This window comes from Macrococcus armenti, from assembly GCF_020097135.1.
Classification (GTDB): Bacteria; Bacillota; Bacilli; order Staphylococcales; family Staphylococcaceae; genus Macrococcoides; species Macrococcoides armenti.
The window spans coordinates 1,270,702-1,290,802 of the sequence record NZ_CP083608.1; the positions used below are offsets into that span (position 1 = coordinate 1,270,702).

The 20,101-nt window shown below is 36.4% G+C and carries 22 protein-coding genes and 1 tRNA gene; 2 read left to right on the forward strand and 21 right to left on the reverse strand.

What is annotated here, in order from left to right:
* The 7 genes from prmA to lepA all read right to left on the reverse strand — a co-directional run bounded on the left by prmA (position 1) and on the right by lepA (position 8,694).
* Positions 1–936: a 50S ribosomal protein L11 methyltransferase gene (gene prmA / locus LAU42_RS06600; RefSeq protein WP_224182846.1), complete on the reverse strand. Its 936-nt coding sequence runs from the start codon at positions 934–936 to the stop codon at positions 1–3.
* Positions 937–938: 2 nt separating this feature from the next.
* Positions 939–2,057, reverse strand: a complete 1,119-nt coding sequence (gene dnaJ / locus LAU42_RS06605; protein WP_224182847.1) for a molecular chaperone DnaJ — start codon at positions 2,055–2,057, stop codon at positions 939–941.
* A 104-nt stretch (positions 2,058–2,161) separates the two neighbouring features.
* Complete coding sequence (gene dnaK / locus LAU42_RS06610) at positions 2,162–3,991, reverse strand: molecular chaperone DnaK (RefSeq protein WP_224182848.1); 1,830 nt, start codon at positions 3,989–3,991, stop codon at positions 2,162–2,164.
* A gap of 51 nt (positions 3,992–4,042) precedes the next feature.
* Positions 4,043–4,648 (reverse strand): nucleotide exchange factor GrpE, encoded by a 606-nt coding sequence (gene grpE / locus LAU42_RS06615; RefSeq protein WP_338147627.1) that lies wholly within the window; start codon positions 4,646–4,648, stop codon positions 4,043–4,045.
* Between the two features lie 2 nt (positions 4,649–4,650).
* Entirely contained in the window at positions 4,651–5,604 is a 954-nt protein-coding gene (gene hrcA / locus LAU42_RS06620; RefSeq protein ID WP_224182849.1) for a heat-inducible transcriptional repressor HrcA, read from the reverse strand.
* Positions 5,605–5,715: 111 nt separating this feature from the next.
* Positions 5,716–6,831: a radical SAM family heme chaperone HemW gene (gene hemW / locus LAU42_RS06625; protein ID WP_224182850.1), complete on the reverse strand. Its 1,116-nt coding sequence runs from the start codon at positions 6,829–6,831 to the stop codon at positions 5,716–5,718.
* Between the two features lie 39 nt (positions 6,832–6,870).
* A complete protein-coding gene (lepA, locus tag LAU42_RS06630; RefSeq protein WP_224182851.1) occupies positions 6,871–8,694 on the reverse strand; it encodes a translation elongation factor 4 in 1,824 nt (607 codons plus the stop codon).
* 181 nt (positions 8,695–8,875) lie between these two features.
* On the opposite strand from lepA, the gene rpsT reads away from it, so the two are divergent.
* Positions 8,876–9,124, forward strand: coding sequence for a 30S ribosomal protein S20 (gene rpsT, locus LAU42_RS06635; protein ID WP_224182852.1), 249 nt, complete (start codon positions 8,876–8,878; stop codon positions 9,122–9,124).
* Between the two features lie 107 nt (positions 9,125–9,231).
* Here rpsT and holA read toward each other — a convergent pair whose 3' ends face one another.
* Positions 9,232–10,200 (reverse strand): DNA polymerase III subunit delta, encoded by a 969-nt coding sequence (gene holA, locus LAU42_RS06640; protein WP_224182853.1) that lies wholly within the window; start codon positions 10,198–10,200, stop codon positions 9,232–9,234.
* A gap of 95 nt (positions 10,201–10,295) precedes the next feature.
* On the opposite strand from holA, the gene LAU42_RS06645 reads away from it, so the two are divergent.
* Positions 10,296–10,430 (forward strand): YqzM family protein, encoded by a 135-nt coding sequence (locus tag LAU42_RS06645; protein ID WP_086042784.1) that lies wholly within the window; start codon positions 10,296–10,298, stop codon positions 10,428–10,430.
* 66 nt (positions 10,431–10,496) lie between these two features.
* Here LAU42_RS06645 and LAU42_RS06650 read toward each other — a convergent pair whose 3' ends face one another.
* From LAU42_RS06650 to LAU42_RS06710, 13 genes are all read right to left on the reverse strand, one after another.
* Positions 10,497–12,728, reverse strand: a complete 2,232-nt coding sequence (locus LAU42_RS06650) for a DNA internalization-related competence protein ComEC/Rec2 (RefSeq protein ID WP_224182854.1) — start codon at positions 12,726–12,728, stop codon at positions 10,497–10,499.
* A 12-nt stretch (positions 12,729–12,740) separates the two neighbouring features.
* Positions 12,741–13,202, reverse strand: coding sequence for a ComE operon protein 2 (locus LAU42_RS06655; protein ID WP_224182855.1), 462 nt, complete (start codon positions 13,200–13,202; stop codon positions 12,741–12,743).
* Between the two features lie 57 nt (positions 13,203–13,259).
* Entirely contained in the window at positions 13,260–13,925 is a 666-nt protein-coding gene (locus LAU42_RS06660) for a helix-hairpin-helix domain-containing protein (protein ID WP_224182856.1), read from the reverse strand.
* A 66-nt stretch (positions 13,926–13,991) separates the two neighbouring features.
* On the reverse strand, positions 13,992–14,720 hold the full coding sequence (locus LAU42_RS06665; protein WP_224182857.1) for a class I SAM-dependent DNA methyltransferase: 729 nt from the start codon (positions 14,718–14,720) through the stop codon (positions 13,992–13,994).
* Positions 14,720–15,073, reverse strand: coding sequence for a ribosome silencing factor (gene rsfS, locus LAU42_RS06670; RefSeq protein ID WP_224182858.1), 354 nt, complete (start codon positions 15,071–15,073; stop codon positions 14,720–14,722). Before rsfS ends, LAU42_RS06665 begins: the two co-directional genes overlap by 1 nt.
* Before the next feature lie 12 nt (positions 15,074–15,085).
* On the reverse strand, positions 15,086–15,652 hold the full coding sequence (yqeK, locus tag LAU42_RS06675) for a bis(5'-nucleosyl)-tetraphosphatase (symmetrical) YqeK (RefSeq protein ID WP_224182859.1): 567 nt from the start codon (positions 15,650–15,652) through the stop codon (positions 15,086–15,088).
* Positions 15,630–16,208: a nicotinate (nicotinamide) nucleotide adenylyltransferase gene (gene nadD, locus LAU42_RS06680; protein WP_224182860.1), complete on the reverse strand. Its 579-nt coding sequence runs from the start codon at positions 16,206–16,208 to the stop codon at positions 15,630–15,632. The genes yqeK and nadD overlap by 23 nt, the downstream gene beginning before the upstream one ends.
* Positions 16,208–16,501, reverse strand: coding sequence for a ribosome assembly RNA-binding protein YhbY (gene yhbY / locus LAU42_RS06685; protein ID WP_041636036.1), 294 nt, complete (start codon positions 16,499–16,501; stop codon positions 16,208–16,210). The genes nadD and yhbY overlap by 1 nt, the downstream gene beginning before the upstream one ends.
* Positions 16,495–17,295: a shikimate dehydrogenase gene (gene aroE / locus LAU42_RS06690; protein WP_224182861.1), complete on the reverse strand. Its 801-nt coding sequence runs from the start codon at positions 17,293–17,295 to the stop codon at positions 16,495–16,497. Before aroE ends, yhbY begins: the two co-directional genes overlap by 7 nt.
* Positions 17,296–17,305: 10 nt before the next feature.
* On the reverse strand, positions 17,306–18,403 hold the full coding sequence (gene yqeH, locus LAU42_RS06695) for a ribosome biogenesis GTPase YqeH (RefSeq protein WP_224182862.1): 1,098 nt from the start codon (positions 18,401–18,403) through the stop codon (positions 17,306–17,308).
* 112 nt (positions 18,404–18,515) lie between these two features.
* A tRNA-Gly gene (locus LAU42_RS06700) sits at positions 18,516–18,586 on the reverse strand.
* A 78-nt stretch (positions 18,587–18,664) separates the two neighbouring features.
* Positions 18,665–19,189, reverse strand: a complete 525-nt coding sequence (locus LAU42_RS06705; RefSeq protein ID WP_224182863.1) for a YqeG family HAD IIIA-type phosphatase — start codon at positions 19,187–19,189, stop codon at positions 18,665–18,667.
* A gap of 216 nt (positions 19,190–19,405) precedes the next feature.
* A complete protein-coding gene (locus tag LAU42_RS06710) occupies positions 19,406–20,092 on the reverse strand; it encodes a 5'-methylthioadenosine/adenosylhomocysteine nucleosidase (RefSeq protein ID WP_224182864.1) in 687 nt (228 codons plus the stop codon).
* Between the last annotated feature and the right edge of the window lie 9 nt (positions 20,093–20,101).

Genomic DNA, 20,101 nt, shown 5'->3' on the forward strand with positions numbered 1-20,101 from the left:
TTACGCCTCTTTTCTTGCTGCAATCGCAACCCATCCACTATCACGCATCACTTCGATAATCGTATACCCGACACGTTTTAAGTGGTCGATAATCATGTCTTCTTTTTCTTCGATAATACCTGATGTGATCAACAGTCCATTATCATTTAATAATGCATAACTATCATCAATCATCATATCCACGATATGCGCTAATATATTCGCAAATATTACGTCGCGTTTTTCTGTCTCACCTTTAAGCAAGTTCCCAGGTTCTGCTTGTATCGCATCAAGGCAGTCGTTTTTCTCGAAGTTATCTTCTGCTACTTTCACTGCAACTGAATCTAAATCAAGTGCTTTAATTGGCTCAGCGCCTAATTTATGTGCTGCAATACTTAATATTCCTGAACCTGTACCGACGTCAATTACTGATTGACCTTGTTTTACATACTTCTCGATTAATTTCAGACACATCGAAGTTGTCGCATGATCTCCCGTTCCAAATGCCATACCAGGATCCAGGTGTATCGCATGTTCATCGTCCTGCAGACCGTCATAGCTTTCCCAGCTCGGTACGATAACGAACTTGTCTGACACTTTAAAGGCATGGAAATGATTTTTCCATTCATTTGCCCAGTCTTCCTCCTGTACCGTATCCGTACTGAATTCAAGACGTGTAACTTCAACATCATTTAATGCGTGTACTTTTTCTTTAATTTGTTCAATGACAGACGCATTATAATCCAGCTCACTAAAGTAAACTTTAACGCGTACATCTTCTTCCGGGAAATCATCCGGATTTAATTCATAAATTTCTCCGAATGTTTCAATACGACCCTTTATAAGTTCCAGACTATCTTCAATCACGACACCATTCGCACCTACTTCATTTAGTATATCTGCAATAAACGGCTCAAGTTCATGATTGATCATCATCGTTATCTCTACGTAGTTCATCTTTATTCTCCTTTAAAGAAGCGTTTCGTTTTGTCGAAGAAGTTTGACGGTTGCTCCGTTATATCATGTCCGTCGATTTCTGCAAATTCTCTTAATAACTCGGCTTGTCTATTCGTCATCTTCACTGGTGTCACGACTTTAACCGTTACATATTCATCACCACGGCCGTAACCGTGCACGTTCTGAATTCCTTTTTCTTTCAGGCGGAATCGCTTACCTGTTTGTGTTCCAGCTGGTATCGTCAGTTTCACTTTTCCTTCAAGTGTTGGTACTTCTATTTCATCACCAAGTGCAGCTTGCGCAATTGAAAGTTCAAGCGTATAGAAGATATCTTCTCCAGAACGGTCAAAGTAGGCATGGTCCTGTACATTAAATACAACATATAAGTCACCAGCCGGTCCACCATTGATACCTGGTTCACCTTGCCCTGATAATCGAATTTGCTGACCTGTATCAACACCTGCCGGTACTTTTACATTGATCTTAACCGTTTTAATCATTCTGCCGGTACCACCACAATCTGAACATTTCTCTTCAAACTGCTTACCTGTACCGCCACAGTCCGGACATGTACGTTCTGTTCTCACGCGGCCGAATGGTGTATTCTGTTCAATATGAACGTTACCTCTTCCGCCACACGTTGAACATGTGTGTACTTTCGTTCCTGGTTTTGCACCATTCCCATCACATGTATCACATTCGACTTCTTTTTTCACTGAAATTTCTTTCTCAGCACCGAAGACCGCTTCTTCAAACGTTACATTCATCTGATACTGCAGATCATTTCCCTGACGTGGTGCATTCGGATCACGGCGTGCACCGCCACCAAAGAATGAGCTGAATATATCTTCAAATCCACCGAAGCCACCAAAGTCCTGTCCACCGAAACCGGCACCTTGACCCATACCTGCATGACCAAACTGATCATATTGCGCTTTTTTCTGATCATCACTTAATACTTCATATGCTTCAGCAATTTCTTTAAATTTATCTTCTGCGTCTGCTTCTTTATTAATATCAGGGTGATACTTCTTTGATAATTTCTTATATGCTCTTTTTATTTCGTCTTTAGAAGCACCTTTAGATAATCCAAGTACTTCATAATAATCCCTTTTCGCCACGTTTCATTCTCCCTTTCTTACTTCTTTATTACTATATCAATGTCTCGTACATTTTAAAAGAAAAAGCCAAAGCCAATAAATTGACTTTGACTTTAAAAGATTGCTTATTTATTATCGTCGTCTTTCACTTCTGTAAACTCAGCATCTACAACATCATCTTGTGCTGCAGCACCTTCTGCACCTTCTGCACCTTGTTGTGCTTGTGCCATTTGCTCATAAAGTTTCATTGATAAACCTTGAACGATTTCATTTAAAGCGTCTTTTTTCGTTTTAATATCTTCAAGATCGTTACCTTCTAGAGCTTTCTTCAGGTCTTCTTTCGCAGCTTCTGCTTTTTCTTTGTCTGCAGCTTCTACTTTATCTTCTAAATCTTTAATCGCTTTATCTGTAGCAAAGATTAACTGATCTGCTTCGTTACGTAAATCTACTTCTTCACGGCGTTTTTTATCAGCTTCAGCATTTGCTTCAGCGTCTTTAACCATACGATCGATTTCTTCGTCGCTTAATGATGAAGAAGATTGAATTGTAATCTTCTGTTCTTTTTGTGTGCCCAGGTCTTTCGCTGTAACGTTAACGATACCGTTCTTATCGATATCAAATGTTACTTCGATTTGAGGCATACCACGTGGTGCTGGTGGAATGTCAGTTAACTGGAAACGACCTAATGTTTTGTTGTCTGCTGCCATTTGACGCTCACCTTGTAATACGTGAATGTCTACTGCCGGTTGATTATCCGCTGCAGTTGAGAATACTTGTGATTTAGATGTTGGAATTGTCGTGTTACGCTCGATTAATACTGTTGACACGCCACCCATTGTTTCGATACCAAGTGATAATGGTGTTACGTCTAATAGTACAACGTCTTTCACATCACCAGTGATAACGCCACCTTGAATTGCAGCACCCATCGCTACAACTTCATCCGGGTTAACACCTTTGTTTGGTTCTTTGCCTAATTCTTTCTTAATTGCTTCCTGTACAGCAGGAATACGTGTAGATCCACCAACAAGGATGACTTCATCGATATCTGCATTAGATAATCCAGCATCTTTCATCGCTTGACGTGTAGGAATCATTGTACGATCTACTAATGAATGAGATAATTCTTCAAATTTCGCACGTGATAACGTTAATTCTAAGTGTAATGGGCCTGCTTCACCTGCAGAGATGAATGGTAATGAAATTTGTGTTGAAGATACACCTGATAAGTCTTTTTTCGCTTTTTCAGCGGCATCTTTTAATCGTTGCATTGCCATTTTATCCTGAGATAAATCTAAGCCGTTTTCTTTTTTGAATTCTTCTACTAAGTAGTCGATGATTACTTGGTCAAAGTCATCTCCACCTAATTTGTTGTCACCTGAAGTTGATAATACTTCAAATACACCATCACCAAGTTCAAGGATAGATACGTCGAACGTACCGCCACCTAAGTCGAATACTAATACTTTTTGTTCTTTATCTGTTTTATCTAAACCATAAGCAAGTGCAGCTGCAGTAGGCTCGTTAATAATACGCTCTACTTCAAGTCCAGCAATTTTACCAGCATCTTTAGTTGCCTGACGTTCTGCGTCGTTGAAATAAGCAGGCACTGTAATTACCGCTTTCGTTACTTTTTCACCTAAGTAGCTTTCAGCTGTTGCCTTTAAGTTTTGAAGGATCATCGCTGAAATTTCTTGTGGTGAGTATGCTTTACCTTCGATGTTTTCTTTGTAGTCTGTACCCATATGACGTTTAATCGAAATGATTGTATTAGGGTTTGTGATTGCCTGACGCTTCGCAACTTCACCAACTTGTGTTTCACCATTTTTGAATGCTACTACTGAAGGTGTTGTACGGTTACCTTCTGGGTTCGCGATTACTTTCGGTTCTCCACCTTCTAATACAGATACACATGAATTTGTAGTTCCTAAGTCAATACCAATTACTTTACTCATTATATAATTCCTCCATTAATTTAAAATTTAATAATGTATAAACGTTAAATATTATTCGTTTACTTTAACCATTGATGGTCTCAGTACACGTTCCTTTAACTTATACCCCTTCTGTAATTCTTCAAGTACGATACCTGAATCTTTACTTGAATCACTATCCTGCATCACAGCCTGATGTAAATTCGGGTCAAATGGCGCGTCTAGTGCTTCAATTACTTCTAAGCCATTTTCTTTAAGTGAATGTAATAGACTCTCATAAATCATCTCCACACCTTTGTGTAACGATTTAAACTCATCTGATTCACCTTGCTGTGCTAATGCACGTTCAATATTATCAATTGCCGGTAATATATCACGTAATACGCTCTGTGCACGGTATGTTCTTTCAGTATCTAATTCCTGACGCGTGCGCTTCTTATAGTTCTCAAACTCTGCATACAGTCTTAAATATTTCTCTTCTGACTGTTCAAGCTTAGCTTCAAGCTCAGCAACAGGATCATTTTCATCTTCTACTGGCGCTTCGCTTACAACTGATTCATCTGTAGACTCAGTCGTAGTTTCAGTTGACTCATCTACATTTGTTTCAGTCGTTTCATTATTTTCTGTTTCTGTGATGTTCTCGTCTTTCATTACATCCTGCTTGTTCTCTTCTGACAAATCTAGTCCTCCTTAAACATTCGATGTAAATTCGATAATTTATTAAATATATCACGGTAACTCATTTGAGTTGGCCCGATGATTGAAATGTTACCATTCATATTATGCATATGAATCGGTGTCGTTACAATTGATATCCCTTGTAAATTCTGATTAATTTCCTGACCTAATATCACTTCAATCTGGTTGGATTGTTTTCTTTCGATTAAATCAGGCAATATATTAGAATCGATAAGTTTCAGCGTCTCCCTTACTGCATCTAAATTATCAGAGTCCATAATTTCATATAAATACTCACGACCTTCAAAAAATACTGCGTTCGTATTCGTCGTTGCTTTCTTAATTATCTCTGACTTTATATGTGATAAAGGAAGTTGCTTTATCGATGGATATCCTTCATGATGTAAATTGGACTTATTAATTGATGCCAAATTTGCATTCAAAAAATTATTCATCTTCTCAATTTCAAGTCTCGTTAAACGTACCTGCCATGAAATTTGCTGATGTTCAACATTTCCGTTTTCATATACAATAATTAACACGAGTTTTGTCGGTGTTAAATACGTTAAATGAATTTGGGAAATAGACTTCATATCGATTTGAGATGTTGTTGCAATAGACAAATGTCTCGTATCTCTTGCGATTTGTTGTGCAAGTCTTCTGAAGTCGAGCGCATCACTATTATTGATATCAAAATTCGGTTCATATGGGAATTCTTCCTGCAGTGCTTCAACATAAAATTTATAACCTGCTTCTGATGGAATTCGTCCTGAAGATGTATGCATCTTCTCTATTAAACCGAAATCTTCTAAACGTTTCATCTCTGCACGAATCGTTGCAGGACTCACATTAAAGTGATGATCGTCAATCAACTTCTTAGATCCTATAGGCGTTCCACTATCAACAAAATCCTCAACAATTACGTTCAACAAATGTAATTGTCTATCTGTTAGCATATTTCACCTCGTTAGCACTCTATCACCTCAAGTGCTAATACTAATTTATCAAATTGGTCAAAGTATGTCAACATTAACACTCACAAATATAAAAAAATAAGTTTCTACTTACTAAACAGTAAGCAGAAACTTCTCAAAAACATCATTCCCACGCATTCTACCGAGAGGTGACAATGAAACATGTTCTTCTGTTTCAATCAAATATCCTTCATTAACGAGCGATGTCGTTACATCCCCAAATACATCATGATATGACTTTCCGTATCGGCACAAAAATTCATGTTTACTTATTCCATCATTCATCCTTAAACCTAAAAACATAAACTCTTCCATCGATGCATCAAGTGACACGGGTATACGCTCTTTAACTGCACTTCCGCTATGCATCGCTTTAATATAATGTGGCACCGGTGCGATATTATAATATCTGACACCATCAATATAACCATGACTCCCTGCACCTGCTCCATAGTATTCTTTGTTCTGCCAGTACACTTTGTTATGAACCGATTCATGCTGTCCTTTTGCAAAGTTCGAAATTTCATACTGATGGAAGCCGTGTTTACTTAATGTCGTCATCGTGATGTTGTACATTTCAGCTGCCAATTGTTCATCCGGCAGCTGCAGCATTCCTTTTTTGTACATATTATAAAACTGCGTCTTCGGTTCTAATATTAAAGAATAGCTTGATATGTGCTGAATATTGAGTGACGTCGCAAGTTCTAAATCCCGTTTACATTGTTCGATCGTTTGTGTTGGTAAATGGTACATCAAGTCAATACTAATCGATTCAATCCCTAGTTCGTTTGCATCATTTACCGCGTTAAATATATCTTGTTGCTTATGCGTTCTACCGAGCGACTTTAAAAGTTCATTATCAAATGTCTGTACACCGAGTGATAGACGATTAACACCGTAGCGTTTCATCAATGCAATCTTTTCGCGTGTTAATTCGTCAGGGTTTGCTTCTACCGTAAATTCATCATGAATCGTAAACGTCTGCTCTATATAGTCCAGCAAGCGTTCTAGCTGCGTTTCATTCAGTGCTGTTGGCGTGCCCCCACCGATAAATACTGTTAACAATTTCTTATCTTTAATAAGTGATAGCTCTTTTATTAAACAATCAATATATTCATCTACAGGCTGATTTTTAATGAGGAACTTATTAAAATCACAATACGTGCATATACGATTACAAAACGGAATATGAATATATAAACTTCTCATTATGCCTCCTAACGAATAAAGACATGGTTGCCCATGTCTTTATTCTTCGTCCATCTTCAGTACCGCTAAAAATGCATCTTGCGGAATCTCTACAGATCCTACTGCTTTCATCTTCGCTTTACCCGCTTTTTGTTTTTCAAGTAATTTACGTTTACGGCTGATATCCCCACCGTAACACTTCGCTAGTACGTTTTTACCAATTGATTTAATGTTTGTACGCGCAATAATCTTCTGACCGATTGCTGCTTGTACCGGCACTTCGAACTGTTGTCTTGGAATTAACGTTTTTAATTTCTCAACGATTACTTTACCACGCTCATATGCAAAGTCTCTATGAACAATAAAGCTTAACGCATCGACTGTTTCGCCATTTAATAATATGTCCATCTTAACAAGTTTACTTTCCTGGTAACCGATAAGTTCATAATCAAATGAAGCATAACCTTTCGTACTCGATTTCAGCTGATCGAAGAAATCAAACACAACTTCTGAAAGCGGCACTTCATAAATAATATTTACACGAATATCATCTAAGTAGTCCATCGTCTGGAAGTTACCACGTTTTTTCTGACAAAGCTCCATTACAGCGCCAACATAATCATTCGGCACCATAATACTCGCTTTAACATATGGTTCATAAATTTTATCAATCTTTTGAGGATCCGGCATTTTAGACGGATTATCCACCACAACTTCGCTACCATCTGTCATTTCACATTTGTATATAACGCTTGGCGCAGTCGCAATTAATTCAATACCGAATTCACGTTCAATACGTTCCTGGATAATTTCCATGTGCAGTAATCCTAAGAAGCCGACACGGAAACCAAATCCTAACGCCTGAGACGTTTCAGGTTCGAATTCAAGCGATGCATCGTTTAACTGAAGTTTTTCAAGTGCTTCACGTAGGTCATTATATTTACCAGTATCTATCGGATAAACACCACAGAATACCATCGGATTCATCTTCTTATAACCTTGAAGTGGTTCTGGTGCAGGATTATTCGCATGCGTTATTGTATCCCCGACACGTGAGTCTCCTACATTTTTAATCGACGCAGTAATATAACCTACGTCACCAACCGTTAACTCTTCAATCGGCATTTGTTTCGGCGTATTAATACCGACTTCAACAACTTCAAATTCTTTCCCAGTAGCCATCATCTTAATTTTATCGCCGGCTTTAACTGTACCGTCAATAATTCTGATAGATGAAATAACACCGCGATAAGCGTCAAATGCACTATCAAAAATTAAAGCTTTAAGCGGTGCTTCAGGATCTCCCATTGGAGGCGGTACGAGTTCTACAATCTGCTCTAGTATATCTTCAATACCAATATTTGCTTTCGCACTTGCAAGAACCGCATCACTCGCATCTAAACCGATAACATCCTCAATCTCCTGACGTACACGCTCAGGTTCAGCTGCTGGTAAATCAATTTTATTGATGACTGGTAATAATTCTAATTCGTTATCTAACGCTAAATAAACGTTTGCAAGCGTTTGAGCTTCGATACCCTGCGCTGCATCAACGACAAGAATCGCACCTTCACAAGCTGCTAAACTACGTGATACTTCATAAGTGAAGTCGACGTGTCCCGGTGTGTCAATTAAATGAAAGATATATGTTTCGCCATCTTTCGCTGTATAATTCAATTGTACTGCATTTAATTTAATCGTAATGCCGCGCTCACGCTCAAGATCCATTGAATCAAGAAGCTGTGCTTTCATCTCACGCGTTGCAACAGATTTTGTATTCTCTAAAATTCTATCCGCCAAAGTCGACTTCCCATGGTCGATGTGGGCAATAATCGAAAAGTTTCTAATTCGTTCCTGACGCTTTAAACGTTGCTCATTATTCATAGTTATTGTCCAACTTTCTTAAATTGTTCGTATATTTGATTATAACAACTAAATGTAAGTGTATCAATTAGTTTTGAAAAAATAAGATTGCATATAACGGCTGTATTTGATAAAATATTTCTTGTTGCAATCAAATTTATAATTTAATGCAAGTGCAAGACATTTTTAGGAGGTGAAATTTATGCCAAACATCAAATCTGCAATTAAACGTGTTACTACAAGTAACAAAGCGCACGATGCTAACATTTCTCAAATGAATGATATGCGTACAGCTGTGAAAAACGCTAAAGCGGCAATTGAAAACAACGCTGACAATAAATCAGAATTAGTACAAGTAGCTGTTAAAAAGATTGATAAAGCTGCGAAAAGCAACTTAATTCATTCTAACAAAGCTGACCGTTTAAAATCACAAATCATGAAAAATAAATAAAAGGTCGTGACTCGAGCGTTTAGGTACGAGTAAAATCACGAAAAAGAATGCAGGAAATGGTTTTTATTTCTTGCATTCTTTTTGATTTTATTTGTAACTACCTCTTTTTATACTTTCAATATAAACAATTCCAGTATTAATACTTTATCCATATAAGATGATTTCAGTTCGTAATCCGCTTCTGCACATGCATCGATGACTTCTAATAAATGTTTCAGCGGAATTTGACGCACTTTACGCATAGAAAGTTTTACGCGATAAGGATGTACTTTTACTTCACGTGCTATCTGCTGTTCTGAATATCCTTTTTCAGCTAATATCTTCACTTGATAGTAAAGTCTGTACTGACTCGTAATCAATGCAAGCAGTTTAATCGGTTCTTCTTTCATATGAATTAAATCTTTCAGTAAATGTATCGCTTCTGTCTTCTTCCCTGTCGTTATATAGTCGGTTAACAAAAATACATTTTGCTCAAGACTCCGACTGACAACTTGAGATACATCACTTTTCGTAATTACTGGTGTATCACCGCTATAGAGTACGAGCTTATCCAGTTCTTTCATAACAGCGCTATAATCAATCCCCGTTAATCCGATCATTTCATTAAGCGCATCTTCTTTAATATCTTTGAAATTTTCATTTAATGTCGTCTTTATAACTTGTTTCATCCCTTGTTCGTCTAACGGTTCTATCTTTCTTACATCATGATTTGCTTTAATTTTTTTGACGATTTTTTTTCGTTCATCAAGTTTATCTGAATAAACAGTAAAAATAACGTAGTTCGGACCTTCAAAACCTTCAATAAACTTTAATATTTCATCGATATTAATATCAAAAGTCGTTTTTACTTTTTCTCCTGTAAACACAAATGCATTATGGATGACAATTGCTTTCGCATCGGAAAGAAACGGAATCGTCATCGCATCTTCTTTCATAGTTTCAAAAGGGATCTCTTTCATGTCATACTGACTGAAATTAAACTCATCCCGATTCCCGATTAATTTCGCTAACAATTTATCTGTTTCTGCTTCAACTAAAGGTTTCGTACTTCCATGTATTAAATAAATATAGCGCATTGTATACTCCTTAATATAAAAATCTCTATTTCATTATAGCTTTTTTTGTCTCGTTATCATATACTTAAATAGATACATTAGGAGGTTGAGAAATTATGAATCAATTCGAAAAAAATGTTCAATCAAAAAACAATGATGTTCAAGATTCTGGTTATGCATTCTTATTTGCATTCGGTGGATTTGCTACAATCTACATCATCGCTCAAATCTTTGACCTGATTGCAAAATAATGTACTTTCGTTATGTAATCATTACATAACTTGAACCCGAATGACAGTTATTCTGTCATTCGGGTTTTACTGTTTAATTAATTCATTGCGCATCGTTGTAATTTCTTCTCTATTTAATTTGACGGTGATTCTTCCAACTGACTGTGTATTATAAATTTGTTTACCGTATTGATGTAATCGTGTAATTGTATCACGATGTGGGTGTCCATATAAATTATTGCGTCCGGCAGAAATTAAGGCGGTTTTAAATTCACGCTTTAATAATGCATCGCTCGTACTCGTGTCAGATCCATGATGCCCTATCTTTACGACATCTATTCTCGATTTAATCTGTGATAAAATATTACTTTCCTGCGCCTTACTCAAGTCCCCTGTCAACAATACATTCAATTGCTTACCTTGCACAAATGTAACGATACTTTCATCGTTAATATCTTGTCCGTCACGTGCCGCAATAAAAGTCATGCCTTTAACCCGTACTTCTGATTCATCATATATATCAACGTTTTTCTTCTTTGCCAGTTGAATGATCGATGCATATTTCGGTAATGACATTTTTGTTTTATTAATAATGATGCGTTTTACAATATTTAATCTTATTAATTGCTCCACTTCTCCAATATGGTCCAGATCAGGATGTGTTAATATAAGTTCATCAATTTGAGTAATACCTCTATTATATAAAAAAGGTAAAATGACTTTCTCACTGATTGTTCGTGTTTCGTGCCGCTTCTCCCAGCCTTTATTAAAATCTACTTTTCCACCTGTATCAATCATCCTCACCTTTCCTTGCTGTTCTATAACGATTGCATCACCTTGACCGACATCCAGTACATGGAGCGCATCTTCATTTACAGTACGGCTTATGAGAAATAGTATAAGTAAAAAACTACAAGTAATAAATCGTATAGAAACTCTGGAATGAAAAATATATAACAGTGCCACCATCATCATTACATAATATATTAACGGCTGTGACTTAATAACGAGGGATAAAGGATTAAACATCATAAATATCGAAATGCAACTATCGTGTAGTTGAAATGCCCACGTCGTTAATATATTCATCAAAGTCGGTATGTGGTTAAAAAGCAAATAGAAAAGTAGCGTTAACGTACAGAGCGGAAATATAATCAATGAAAATAGCGGTATAAATAATAAGTTCGTTATAAGTCCGATAAAGTAGACGATATTGAAATGGTAATAAAGCATCGGTAATGTTGCAATTTGAGAAATAATATTTGTTAGTATAAATAGTTGAATTACTGATAATGTGAGGCGCTGTAAAATAAAAATAAATGAAAAGCAGATGACGTATGAGAGTTGGAATCCGATATCATAGATGGCGAATGGTGTTATCATTAAATTCACTATAAAAGTAATACATAGTGCATCAAGCATTGAAATTGATTTCGGCTTTATTAATAAGAACGCCATAAAAAGCGCTGCTCGAACAACAGCTGGCGCTTCTCCTGTTAATATAACGTATACTGGAAGTAATAGTAGTATGATGGCTTTGCATATATGTATCGGAATATATAAACGTTTCAGCAAATAGTATAACTGCACTGTAATCAGTGCGACATGACTGCCACTTATCGCATATAAATGGTAGATGCCTAATGTTTTTAAATCATTTAGCTTTTCATGTTCAATATATCGCGTGTCTCCAGTCGTAAGTGCTGTTATATAAGCTCCATATTTAAGTTGCTGCATCATTGTTTCACCGATCTGAAAGCGATACAGTCGAATGTATTCAATTAAATTCAGCGTTTTTTCACAACACGAATGAAAATTGATATTGTCGATTGTAAGCGTACCATTATATGCACCGTAATATAAAAATTCATCAAAATGAAAGCCTGATATATTAGTGTTCGGTAATGGCGACTGAAATTCACCATTAATATGACAACGCTGATAAACATGTTGGCCACGTTTAAACTGCCGTTGTTCTGACTCAGATTTAATTTTATAGATGAATTTGTATTGCGCGTTTTGGGCGACAATGTCACCCATCAATAAATTTCCATCAACTGAAAACTTCGGAGTAAAGTAACCTGTCGTATTGAGTTCTCTTATATCGTGATGATTAAAATCCGTTACAATACGTGTAAATGAATGATGTGCATAAAATAAATATACACTTAAAAATATTACACAATATATGTAAATAAAGCGGATTAGCCCTTTCTTATAGAGCACGGCAACTGCAATCAGTATGAGCAGCACACCACTTATTGTGTCGTGCTGACATAATACTGCACAAATAATAACGATAACCGCTATAAAACCCACATTGCCTCCGTTCTACATTTGTTCAAAATAACGAGCGACATGTTCTGGATTGAAGTCAATTTTCTCCGTTTCAATTCCGTTCTTCTGTAACAGTTCTATTGCATAAGGATGATTCTTATAATCTTCTGCATAGAAGATTTTCTTAATTCCTGCTTGAATGATTGACTTCGTACAATGTATACATGGAAAGTGTGTTACATAAATATGCGCACCTTCTGTTGATACACCCATCTTCGCACATTGTAATAATGCGTTCATCTCAGCGTGAATCGTTCGAATACAATGGCCACCTTCTACGTAGCATCCTGCATCGATACAATGTACTTCTCCTGAAACTGAACCGTTATATCCACCAGCGATAATACGGTTATCCTTTACAATCGTTGCACCGACACTTAGTCGCGTACATGTTGAGCGTAATGCTAACAGCTGACTTTGTGCCATAAAATACTCTTTCCATTGTATACGTTCCATAACATCCACTCCAAATCATTTTGATACAATTGTAATATGATATTTATTGTAAATCAATCAAACTTCTATATAATCCTTTAAACTTTCATATGTCTTCTCACCAACACCTCTAATTTCCTTTATTTCTTCGATAGATTTGAATCCTCCGTTATCTGTCCTGTACTTAATAATATCCTGTGCTTTTTTCGGGCCGATACCTGGAATTTCTTCGAGTTGTGATTGTTCTGCCTGATTAATGTTTACTTTCTCATGGGCATTATTTTGAACGCTACTTTGTACAGACGAAGTTGAACTTTGATAGAGCGTAAATTTATCTGTCTTTACTTCACCTTTGAAAGGAATATAGATTACGAGCGCATCTCTTATTTCCTGCGATAAATTAACAGCATCTAAATCCGCATTCGGTAAAACTTCAGCATGCTTTAACACATCCTGAATACGTTCACCTTGTTTCGCATCATACACGCCGCTATATTTAACCGCTCCTTTCACATCGACTTTAATTTGCTTTTGCCTTGCTTCTACTTGTGGCGACACTTCATTTTGTACTGGAAGTTCTTCAGATACTTTAGGCTTTGTGATTGTTTCGTTACTATGCGACATCGTTACAGATCTTATGAGTAAGATGACTACTGCTATGACCGTGACAACTGCTATACCGACTAATTGCTTATGTGCATTAAACTTATCAAGCATTGCACTTATATTTAAAAAATTGTTCAAAAAAACACCTCCTGATATGTTATATCAGGAAGTGTGTATCATCTTTTATTTGTAATAATTAAAAATTTATTTTTCTTCTTTTTGTTTTTTTACGACAAAAAATACGCGCTCACTTGTTTCAGTTGCTGTTGTCTGATGAATATCAAAATCAAAAAAGTGTTGTTCTATTTCAAAACCAGTCTGTTCAAGTGCTGATATATAAAATTCAATCGGGAAAGTACGTTGTTCATGCGATTCGTCAAACCTTTCATACACTGTTCCATCAGATACGAAAAATGTCATCTCGTGATAAACAGTTAACGGTGTATCTCCTTTTATTGCATGCCATATATAGACAATATCAGACAAGTCATCACTGTATGTCTCGTTATTAAAATACAGTTCAAATTTCTGAACGGTATGCACATCAAATATGAATGTACCTCCATCGTTTAAATGATGATATACATTCTGAAATGTTGTGATAACTTCGTCTTCGCTTTGTAAGTAATTTAAACTATCACATAAACACGTAATCGTATCAAATGTTTTATCAAGGTTTAATTGCGTCATATCCTGGACAATAAACTGTGCATTCATAACATTATGCTGTGCAACAGTGAGCATTTCTTCGCTTAAATCAACACCGACTTTATCACGTGCTGAGATGAGCTGCAGTAATTTACCAGTACCTGTTGCAATATCTAATACAGATCCATCTTCAGGAATATACGGCTGAACGATTTGTGCCCAGTTTTCATACGGCTGATCGTACATAAATCGATCATATATGTGCGCAAATTGGCCGTATTCCATTACAACATTTCCGATTCGTACGTAATAATTTCCTGATCTCTGAATAATTTTTCTAAATTATAGTAGTCGCGTTCTTCATGATGGAATACGTGAACAACGACATCTCCTAAATCTACGAGTATCCAGCGTGCTTCATTAAATCCTTCAAGACGGTTTACTTCAATACCGTTCTTTTGGGCTTCATCTTTCACTTCACGCGCAATTGCCTGAACTTGACGATCTGAGTTCCCTTCACAGATTACGAAATAATCTGTTACACCTGTTACATCTGCGACATTAATACCGATAATATCTTCTGCTCGTTTGTTATCACATGCATTAAATGCAAGTTCTAATAATGCTTTACTATTCATTAAATCCATCCTTTATCTTTGTAAATTATAATAATTAAGACATTCAATCGTTTTTGGATAAATCGTCTTATCATTTTCAACTAAATAGAGTGTCGTGCGCTTTGAAATTTCATAAATTGCTTTGTCCAGATTTTTCTCAATATATACGATGTCTCTAATATCATCTACACCAGGCTGCGTTCTTCTCGGTTCAATATAATCGCTGACAAAAATAATTTTTTCATTTAATCCCATTTGTTTACGGCCACATGTATGGTTATAAATTGCATCATAAATCTCTTCATCTTCAATATGATATTCATGCTTCATAATTTCAGCTGCAACTGGTCCGTGTAATATTTCTGAGTTGTATGCAAGCAATTCAGTATCAAGCTTGTAATGCGTCACAGCCTGATAAAGTAAACTTAAATCATCGTACTTTGCGAAGTCGTGTAAAATCCCAGCAATCTCTACAATATCCTTGTCACCGCCGAACATTTCAGCGAGTTTAACACCTGTTTTTGCAACACGTAATGAATGTTCAAAACGCTTCTTCGGTAATTTCTCTTCTACTAATTTAATCGCTTTTTTTCTCTTCATACAAGTGCTCCTCTCTTATATAATGTTCTACATCAGCTAATAGTAAACACTTCACTGACTGACCATTATGTATACGCATTCTAATATCAGTCGCACTTACATCCATTCTCGGCAATGTAAACGGTATAAAAGGCTCTCTTAAAGTCAGTTCATCACGTGACCTATTCACGACGATAAACGATGCAAGTGAAGTAATTGCTTCTAAATTGTACCACTTATCAATCACTTCGTACTGATCATATCCAATTAATATTTTAAGCTTGCAGTTTTTATACTTTTCCTTCAAATATAAAACTGTATGATACGTGTAGCTCTTACCTGCCTGTTCTATTTCAAACGTATCAATCTCACCGAACTGCAAGTAATCAATTGTTTGTTGAATCATATGCAGTCGGTGTTCATCTGATACGTTCGGCTTCGAATTTTTATGTGGACTTTGTCCTGCTGGCATAAAGATAAATTTATCCGGCTTAAACTGCTGGAACACTTCATTTGCAACAAATGCATGGCCAATATGAATCGGATCGAATGAACCGCCGTAAAGGATGATTTCCATTATCTTGGTAGTTCGATTTTTTTATGGTTTACTGAAGGTTTATACAAAATGATTGTTGATCCGATTACTTGTACGAGCTCACCGTATACACGGCGTGCAATCGTTTCTGCAAGTTCTTCTTTATCATCCATATTGTTCTGCAATACACTGACTTTTATAAGTTCGCGTTTTTCCAGTACATCGTTTAATTGCTCAATTAAATTATCGCTGATGCCACCTTTACCAATTTGAAAGATTGGGTCTAAATTGTGTGCTTGTGCACGTAAATATCTTCTTTGTTTTCCTGTTAGCATAATGTGCTCCTTTGTAAATAATTGATTACAGCTTGCTTCATCGCTGTTTTATCCGCTTTTTTTTCTGTCCATATTTCATAACTGAGCGCACCTTGATTCACAAACATATCAAGGCCGTTTATAATTGATAATCCTCGCTGTGCTGCACTTTGCAGTATCGGTGTTCTGTCTGGTGTATATATAATGTCGCATACGACAGCACTCGGTTTCAATTGAGATATATCGATTAAATCATCAGTCATAAATCCATCCATACCAACCGGTGTCGTATTAATAACTATATCCGCCTGCTTAATCGCATCACTCATATCGTACGTGTAAGCTTCGATTTGAAATGGCCAGTCTGCAACGCGATTCGTATTTCTGTTCAGTACTGTTACTTTATTATCTTTAAATAATGTATAACATATCGCTCGACTCGCACCACCAGCACCAAGTACGACAATATTTTTACCGCCGATATAATTTTCAATAGACGCTTTAAATCCTGCTCCGTCTGTATTATAACCATACCAGACACCATCTTTAATGTGCACCGTATTAATTGCACCAATCATCTGTGCTTCTGTATCAACGACATCGACAACTTGTAGCATATCCACTTTATAAGGAATTGTAATATTAAAACCATCTATTGCCTGATCCTGAATAATATCTCTCAGATGATGAAAGTGTTTCGGATCGATATGAAGTGCAGCATATTCATCATCAGTCTGCAGCGCTTTAAAGTTAGCATGGTGCATAAGTGGTGATAAAGAGTGCTTTATTGGATGCCCTATCACTGCAAATTTCATGATATCACCTCTACAATATGCTCGGTCTTAAATAAACATCGACTTGTTTCGGTGCATGAACGACGATTTGTGCACCTTTGTCTACCGTAATAAAACCAAGACCTGATATAATAATATCCTGTTTTTCATCTTTTACGGACAACTGAACTTTCTTCACATTATCGAAGTCAAATTCACCATTTCCCGGTGGTGTTAATAAGTCACCAATTTGACGATGCCATAGTTCCTGCGCATTATCCGTTTTTGTTCTATGAATGTGTAGTAAATTACTGACGAAACAATTTAAACTTCTTCTACCACCTGATACGTAATCAACGCGTACTAAGCCACCTAAAAATAATGTCTGTCCTTCATTCAGCTGGAAGTTACGTGGTTTGATTTCCTGCTTCGGCATAATGATTTTCAGTTCTTTATCTGTAACATAGTGTGTCATCTGATGTGCCTGAATGATACCTGGCGTATCAAACATAAATGAATGATCGTCAAGTGGAATATCAATTAAGTCAAGTGTCGTTCCTGGAAAATGACTTGTAGTAATAACGTCTTTCTCACCGACACTCGTCTCAATTAATTTATTAATTAACGTAGACTTACCTACATTTGTCGTACCGACGATGTAAACGTCCTTACCGTTACGCATCGATTCAATCGATTCCAGCAATGTATCTATTCCGTGATTTTTTTGAGCTGAAATTAATACGACATCATCTGGTTTCATCCCAAGCTCTTTCGCTTGTTTTTCAATCCATAGTTGCACACGACGTTTATTAATCAGCTTCGGAAGTAAATCCATCTTGTTTGCTGCAATGATAACTTTCTTATTACCGACGATACGCTTTAAACCATTGATCCATGAACCTTGAAAATCAAATACATCAATGACATTAACGATAATACCTTCTTTATTACTTAAAGCGTTTAACATCGTTAAAAAGTCATCACTTGTTATATTCACGTCCTGAATCTCATTATAATGTTTCAACCTGAAGCAACGCTTACAAATGACATCTTCTTTATTTAAACTTGAAGCGGGTACATAACCAGGTTTATTCTGATCATCTGACTGAAGTTCTGCACCACAACCGATACATTTCATCTGTTCACTCAAATTATATTCCTCCATTATTTAACTCACTATTATATATTTTATCATAAATGATGTATTTAGTATTGCAGCGCACAATAAAAAAGGACGAGACATACGTCTCATCCAATTTAGAAGCGGGTGATCGGAATCGAACCGACAACATCAGCTTGGAAGGCTGAGGTTTTACCACTAAACTACACCCGCATATATCAACTTTGTAAAATAATAATACAAAAATTATTTTACAAAGTAAAGGGTTAATTTTACATCATCGATATAAAATTAATCTTCCCACGTGATATATCCCTTTTTCTTAAAGTATGCTAAAAACTTACGTTCCATCATTCGATTCACTTTCGTTTTCCATTCATCATTTGATTTAACAGGAACGACCATAATAGAATAAAAACCATTACTATTCGCCGCTAATACATCAGTCATCATCTGATCTCCGATAACGACCGTTTCTTCGGGTAATACACCCATTGCTTTTACAGCTTTCTTAAATGCCTGTCCCATCGGTTTACGTGCATTGAAAATATAATCAACTTCCAGCGGGGTTGCAAATGTCGCAACGCGTGCCTGTTTGTTATTAGATACAATTGTTACTTGAATCCCTGCTTCACGCATACTGTTAAACCATTCAATTACTTCAGGTGTTGCAAGCGGAACATCCCAGCCGACTAACGTATTATCTAAGTCCGTAATGATTGCTTTTACACCTCTGGATGTTAATTCTTCCGGCGTAATTTCAAAAATTGATTTCGCATATTTACTCGGTAACAAATATTTCTTAAAAATTCCCATAATACACCTCTCGCTCAATTTATACTCATAATACCCGAATCTATAATTTCAAAACAAAAGAGCAGACCAATCACTGATCCGCCCGCTTATCACTATTCAATTTCCTGGTTTGGTGCGTAGTCTACTTCAGTATCATTGTAGATTACAAAACCGATAATTGCAGTTGCAATAACTGCTAATGCCATAATAAAAATCATACATAAGCCTCCTAGCTTATTATAATGTCTCTAATAATGATTTTACAATGTTAGAACTTGATACGCAAGCCACTTTTAAAAATTGCTCGAAACTCATCTCAGCTTCACCATTAGCTAAATCACTTACAGCACGTGTAATAATAAATGGTGTATTGAACTGATAACACGTTTGTGCAACAGCAGCAGCTTCCATTTCAACAGCCATAGCTTGTGGAAACGTCTCTAATATTGCTGCTTTCATCTCAGCAGTTCCGATGAAACTGTCACCCGAAACGATTAAGCCTGTATGTGCAGTATAATTATGTTTAACGATTGCTCTCTTCGTTTTATCAACAAGCATGTCGTCTGCTTTATACATTTCAGGCATCATCGGCACCTGACCTTGTGCATAACCGAATGCAGTTGCATCTACATCATGGTGTAAAACATCGGTGCTGACTAATATATCTCCAACTTTAAGACCTGCACCTAAACCACCCGCACTACCAGTGTTAATAATATAGTCCGGTTTAAAATTTGCGATCAGTAACGTCGTACAAATCGATGCATTCACTTTACCGATACCACTTTGCATCAGCACAACATCTTTGCTGTAAAGCGTTCCTTTATAAATTTCTACATGTGCAATTTTTTCAGTCGTTAAATCTTGTATTTCACCTTTTAAAATTGCAACTTCTTCTTCCATTGCACCAATAATACCAATCATAATTATCCT

What these genes read in the sequence shown, in the direction of transcription:
- prmA (WP_224182846.1), bottom strand. Translation starts at nt 936, where the DNA reads ATGAACTACGTAGAGATAACGATGATGATCAATCATGAACTTGAGCCG.
- dnaK (WP_224182848.1), bottom strand. Translation starts at nt 3,991, where the DNA reads ATGAGTAAAGTAATTGGTATTGACTTAGGAACTACAAATTCATGTGTA.
- hrcA (WP_224182849.1), bottom strand. Translation starts at nt 5,604, where the DNA reads ATGCTAACAGATAGACAATTACATTTGTTGAACGTAATTGTTGAGGAT.
- hemW (WP_224182850.1), bottom strand. Translation starts at nt 6,831, where the DNA reads ATGAGAAGTTTATATATTCATATTCCGTTTTGTAATCGTATATGCACG.
- lepA (WP_224182851.1), bottom strand. Translation starts at nt 8,694, where the DNA reads ATGAATAATGAGCAACGTTTAAAGCGTCAGGAACGAATTAGAAACTTT.
- rpsT (WP_224182852.1), top strand. Translation starts at nt 8,876, where the DNA reads ATGCCAAACATCAAATCTGCAATTAAACGTGTTACTACAAGTAACAAA.
- holA (WP_224182853.1), bottom strand. Translation starts at nt 10,200, where the DNA reads ATGCGCTATATTTATTTAATACATGGAAGTACGAAACCTTTAGTTGAA.
- LAU42_RS06645 (WP_086042784.1), top strand. Translation starts at nt 10,296, where the DNA reads ATGAATCAATTCGAAAAAAATGTTCAATCAAAAAACAATGATGTTCAA.
- LAU42_RS06655 (WP_224182855.1), bottom strand. Translation starts at nt 13,202, where the DNA reads ATGGAACGTATACAATGGAAAGAGTATTTTATGGCACAAAGTCAGCTG.
- LAU42_RS06665 (WP_224182857.1), bottom strand. Translation starts at nt 14,720, where the DNA reads ATGGAATACGGCCAATTTGCGCACATATATGATCGATTTATGTACGAT.
- rsfS (WP_224182858.1), bottom strand. Translation starts at nt 15,073, where the DNA reads ATGAATAGTAAAGCATTATTAGAACTTGCATTTAATGCATGTGATAAC.
- yqeK (WP_224182859.1), bottom strand. Translation starts at nt 15,652, where the DNA reads ATGAAGAGAAAAAAAGCGATTAAATTAGTAGAAGAGAAATTACCGAAG.
- nadD (WP_224182860.1), bottom strand. Translation starts at nt 16,208, where the DNA reads ATGGAAATCATCCTTTACGGCGGTTCATTCGATCCGATTCATATTGGC.
- yhbY (WP_041636036.1), bottom strand. Translation starts at nt 16,501, where the DNA reads ATGCTAACAGGAAAACAAAGAAGATATTTACGTGCACAAGCACACAAT.
- aroE (WP_224182861.1), bottom strand. Translation starts at nt 17,295, where the DNA reads ATGAAATTTGCAGTGATAGGGCATCCAATAAAGCACTCTTTATCACCA.
- LAU42_RS06705 (WP_224182863.1), bottom strand. Translation starts at nt 19,189, where the DNA reads ATGGGAATTTTTAAGAAATATTTGTTACCGAGTAAATATGCGAAATCA.
- LAU42_RS06710 (WP_224182864.1), bottom strand. Translation starts at nt 20,092, where the DNA reads ATGATTGGTATTATTGGTGCAATGGAAGAAGAAGTTGCAATTTTAAAA.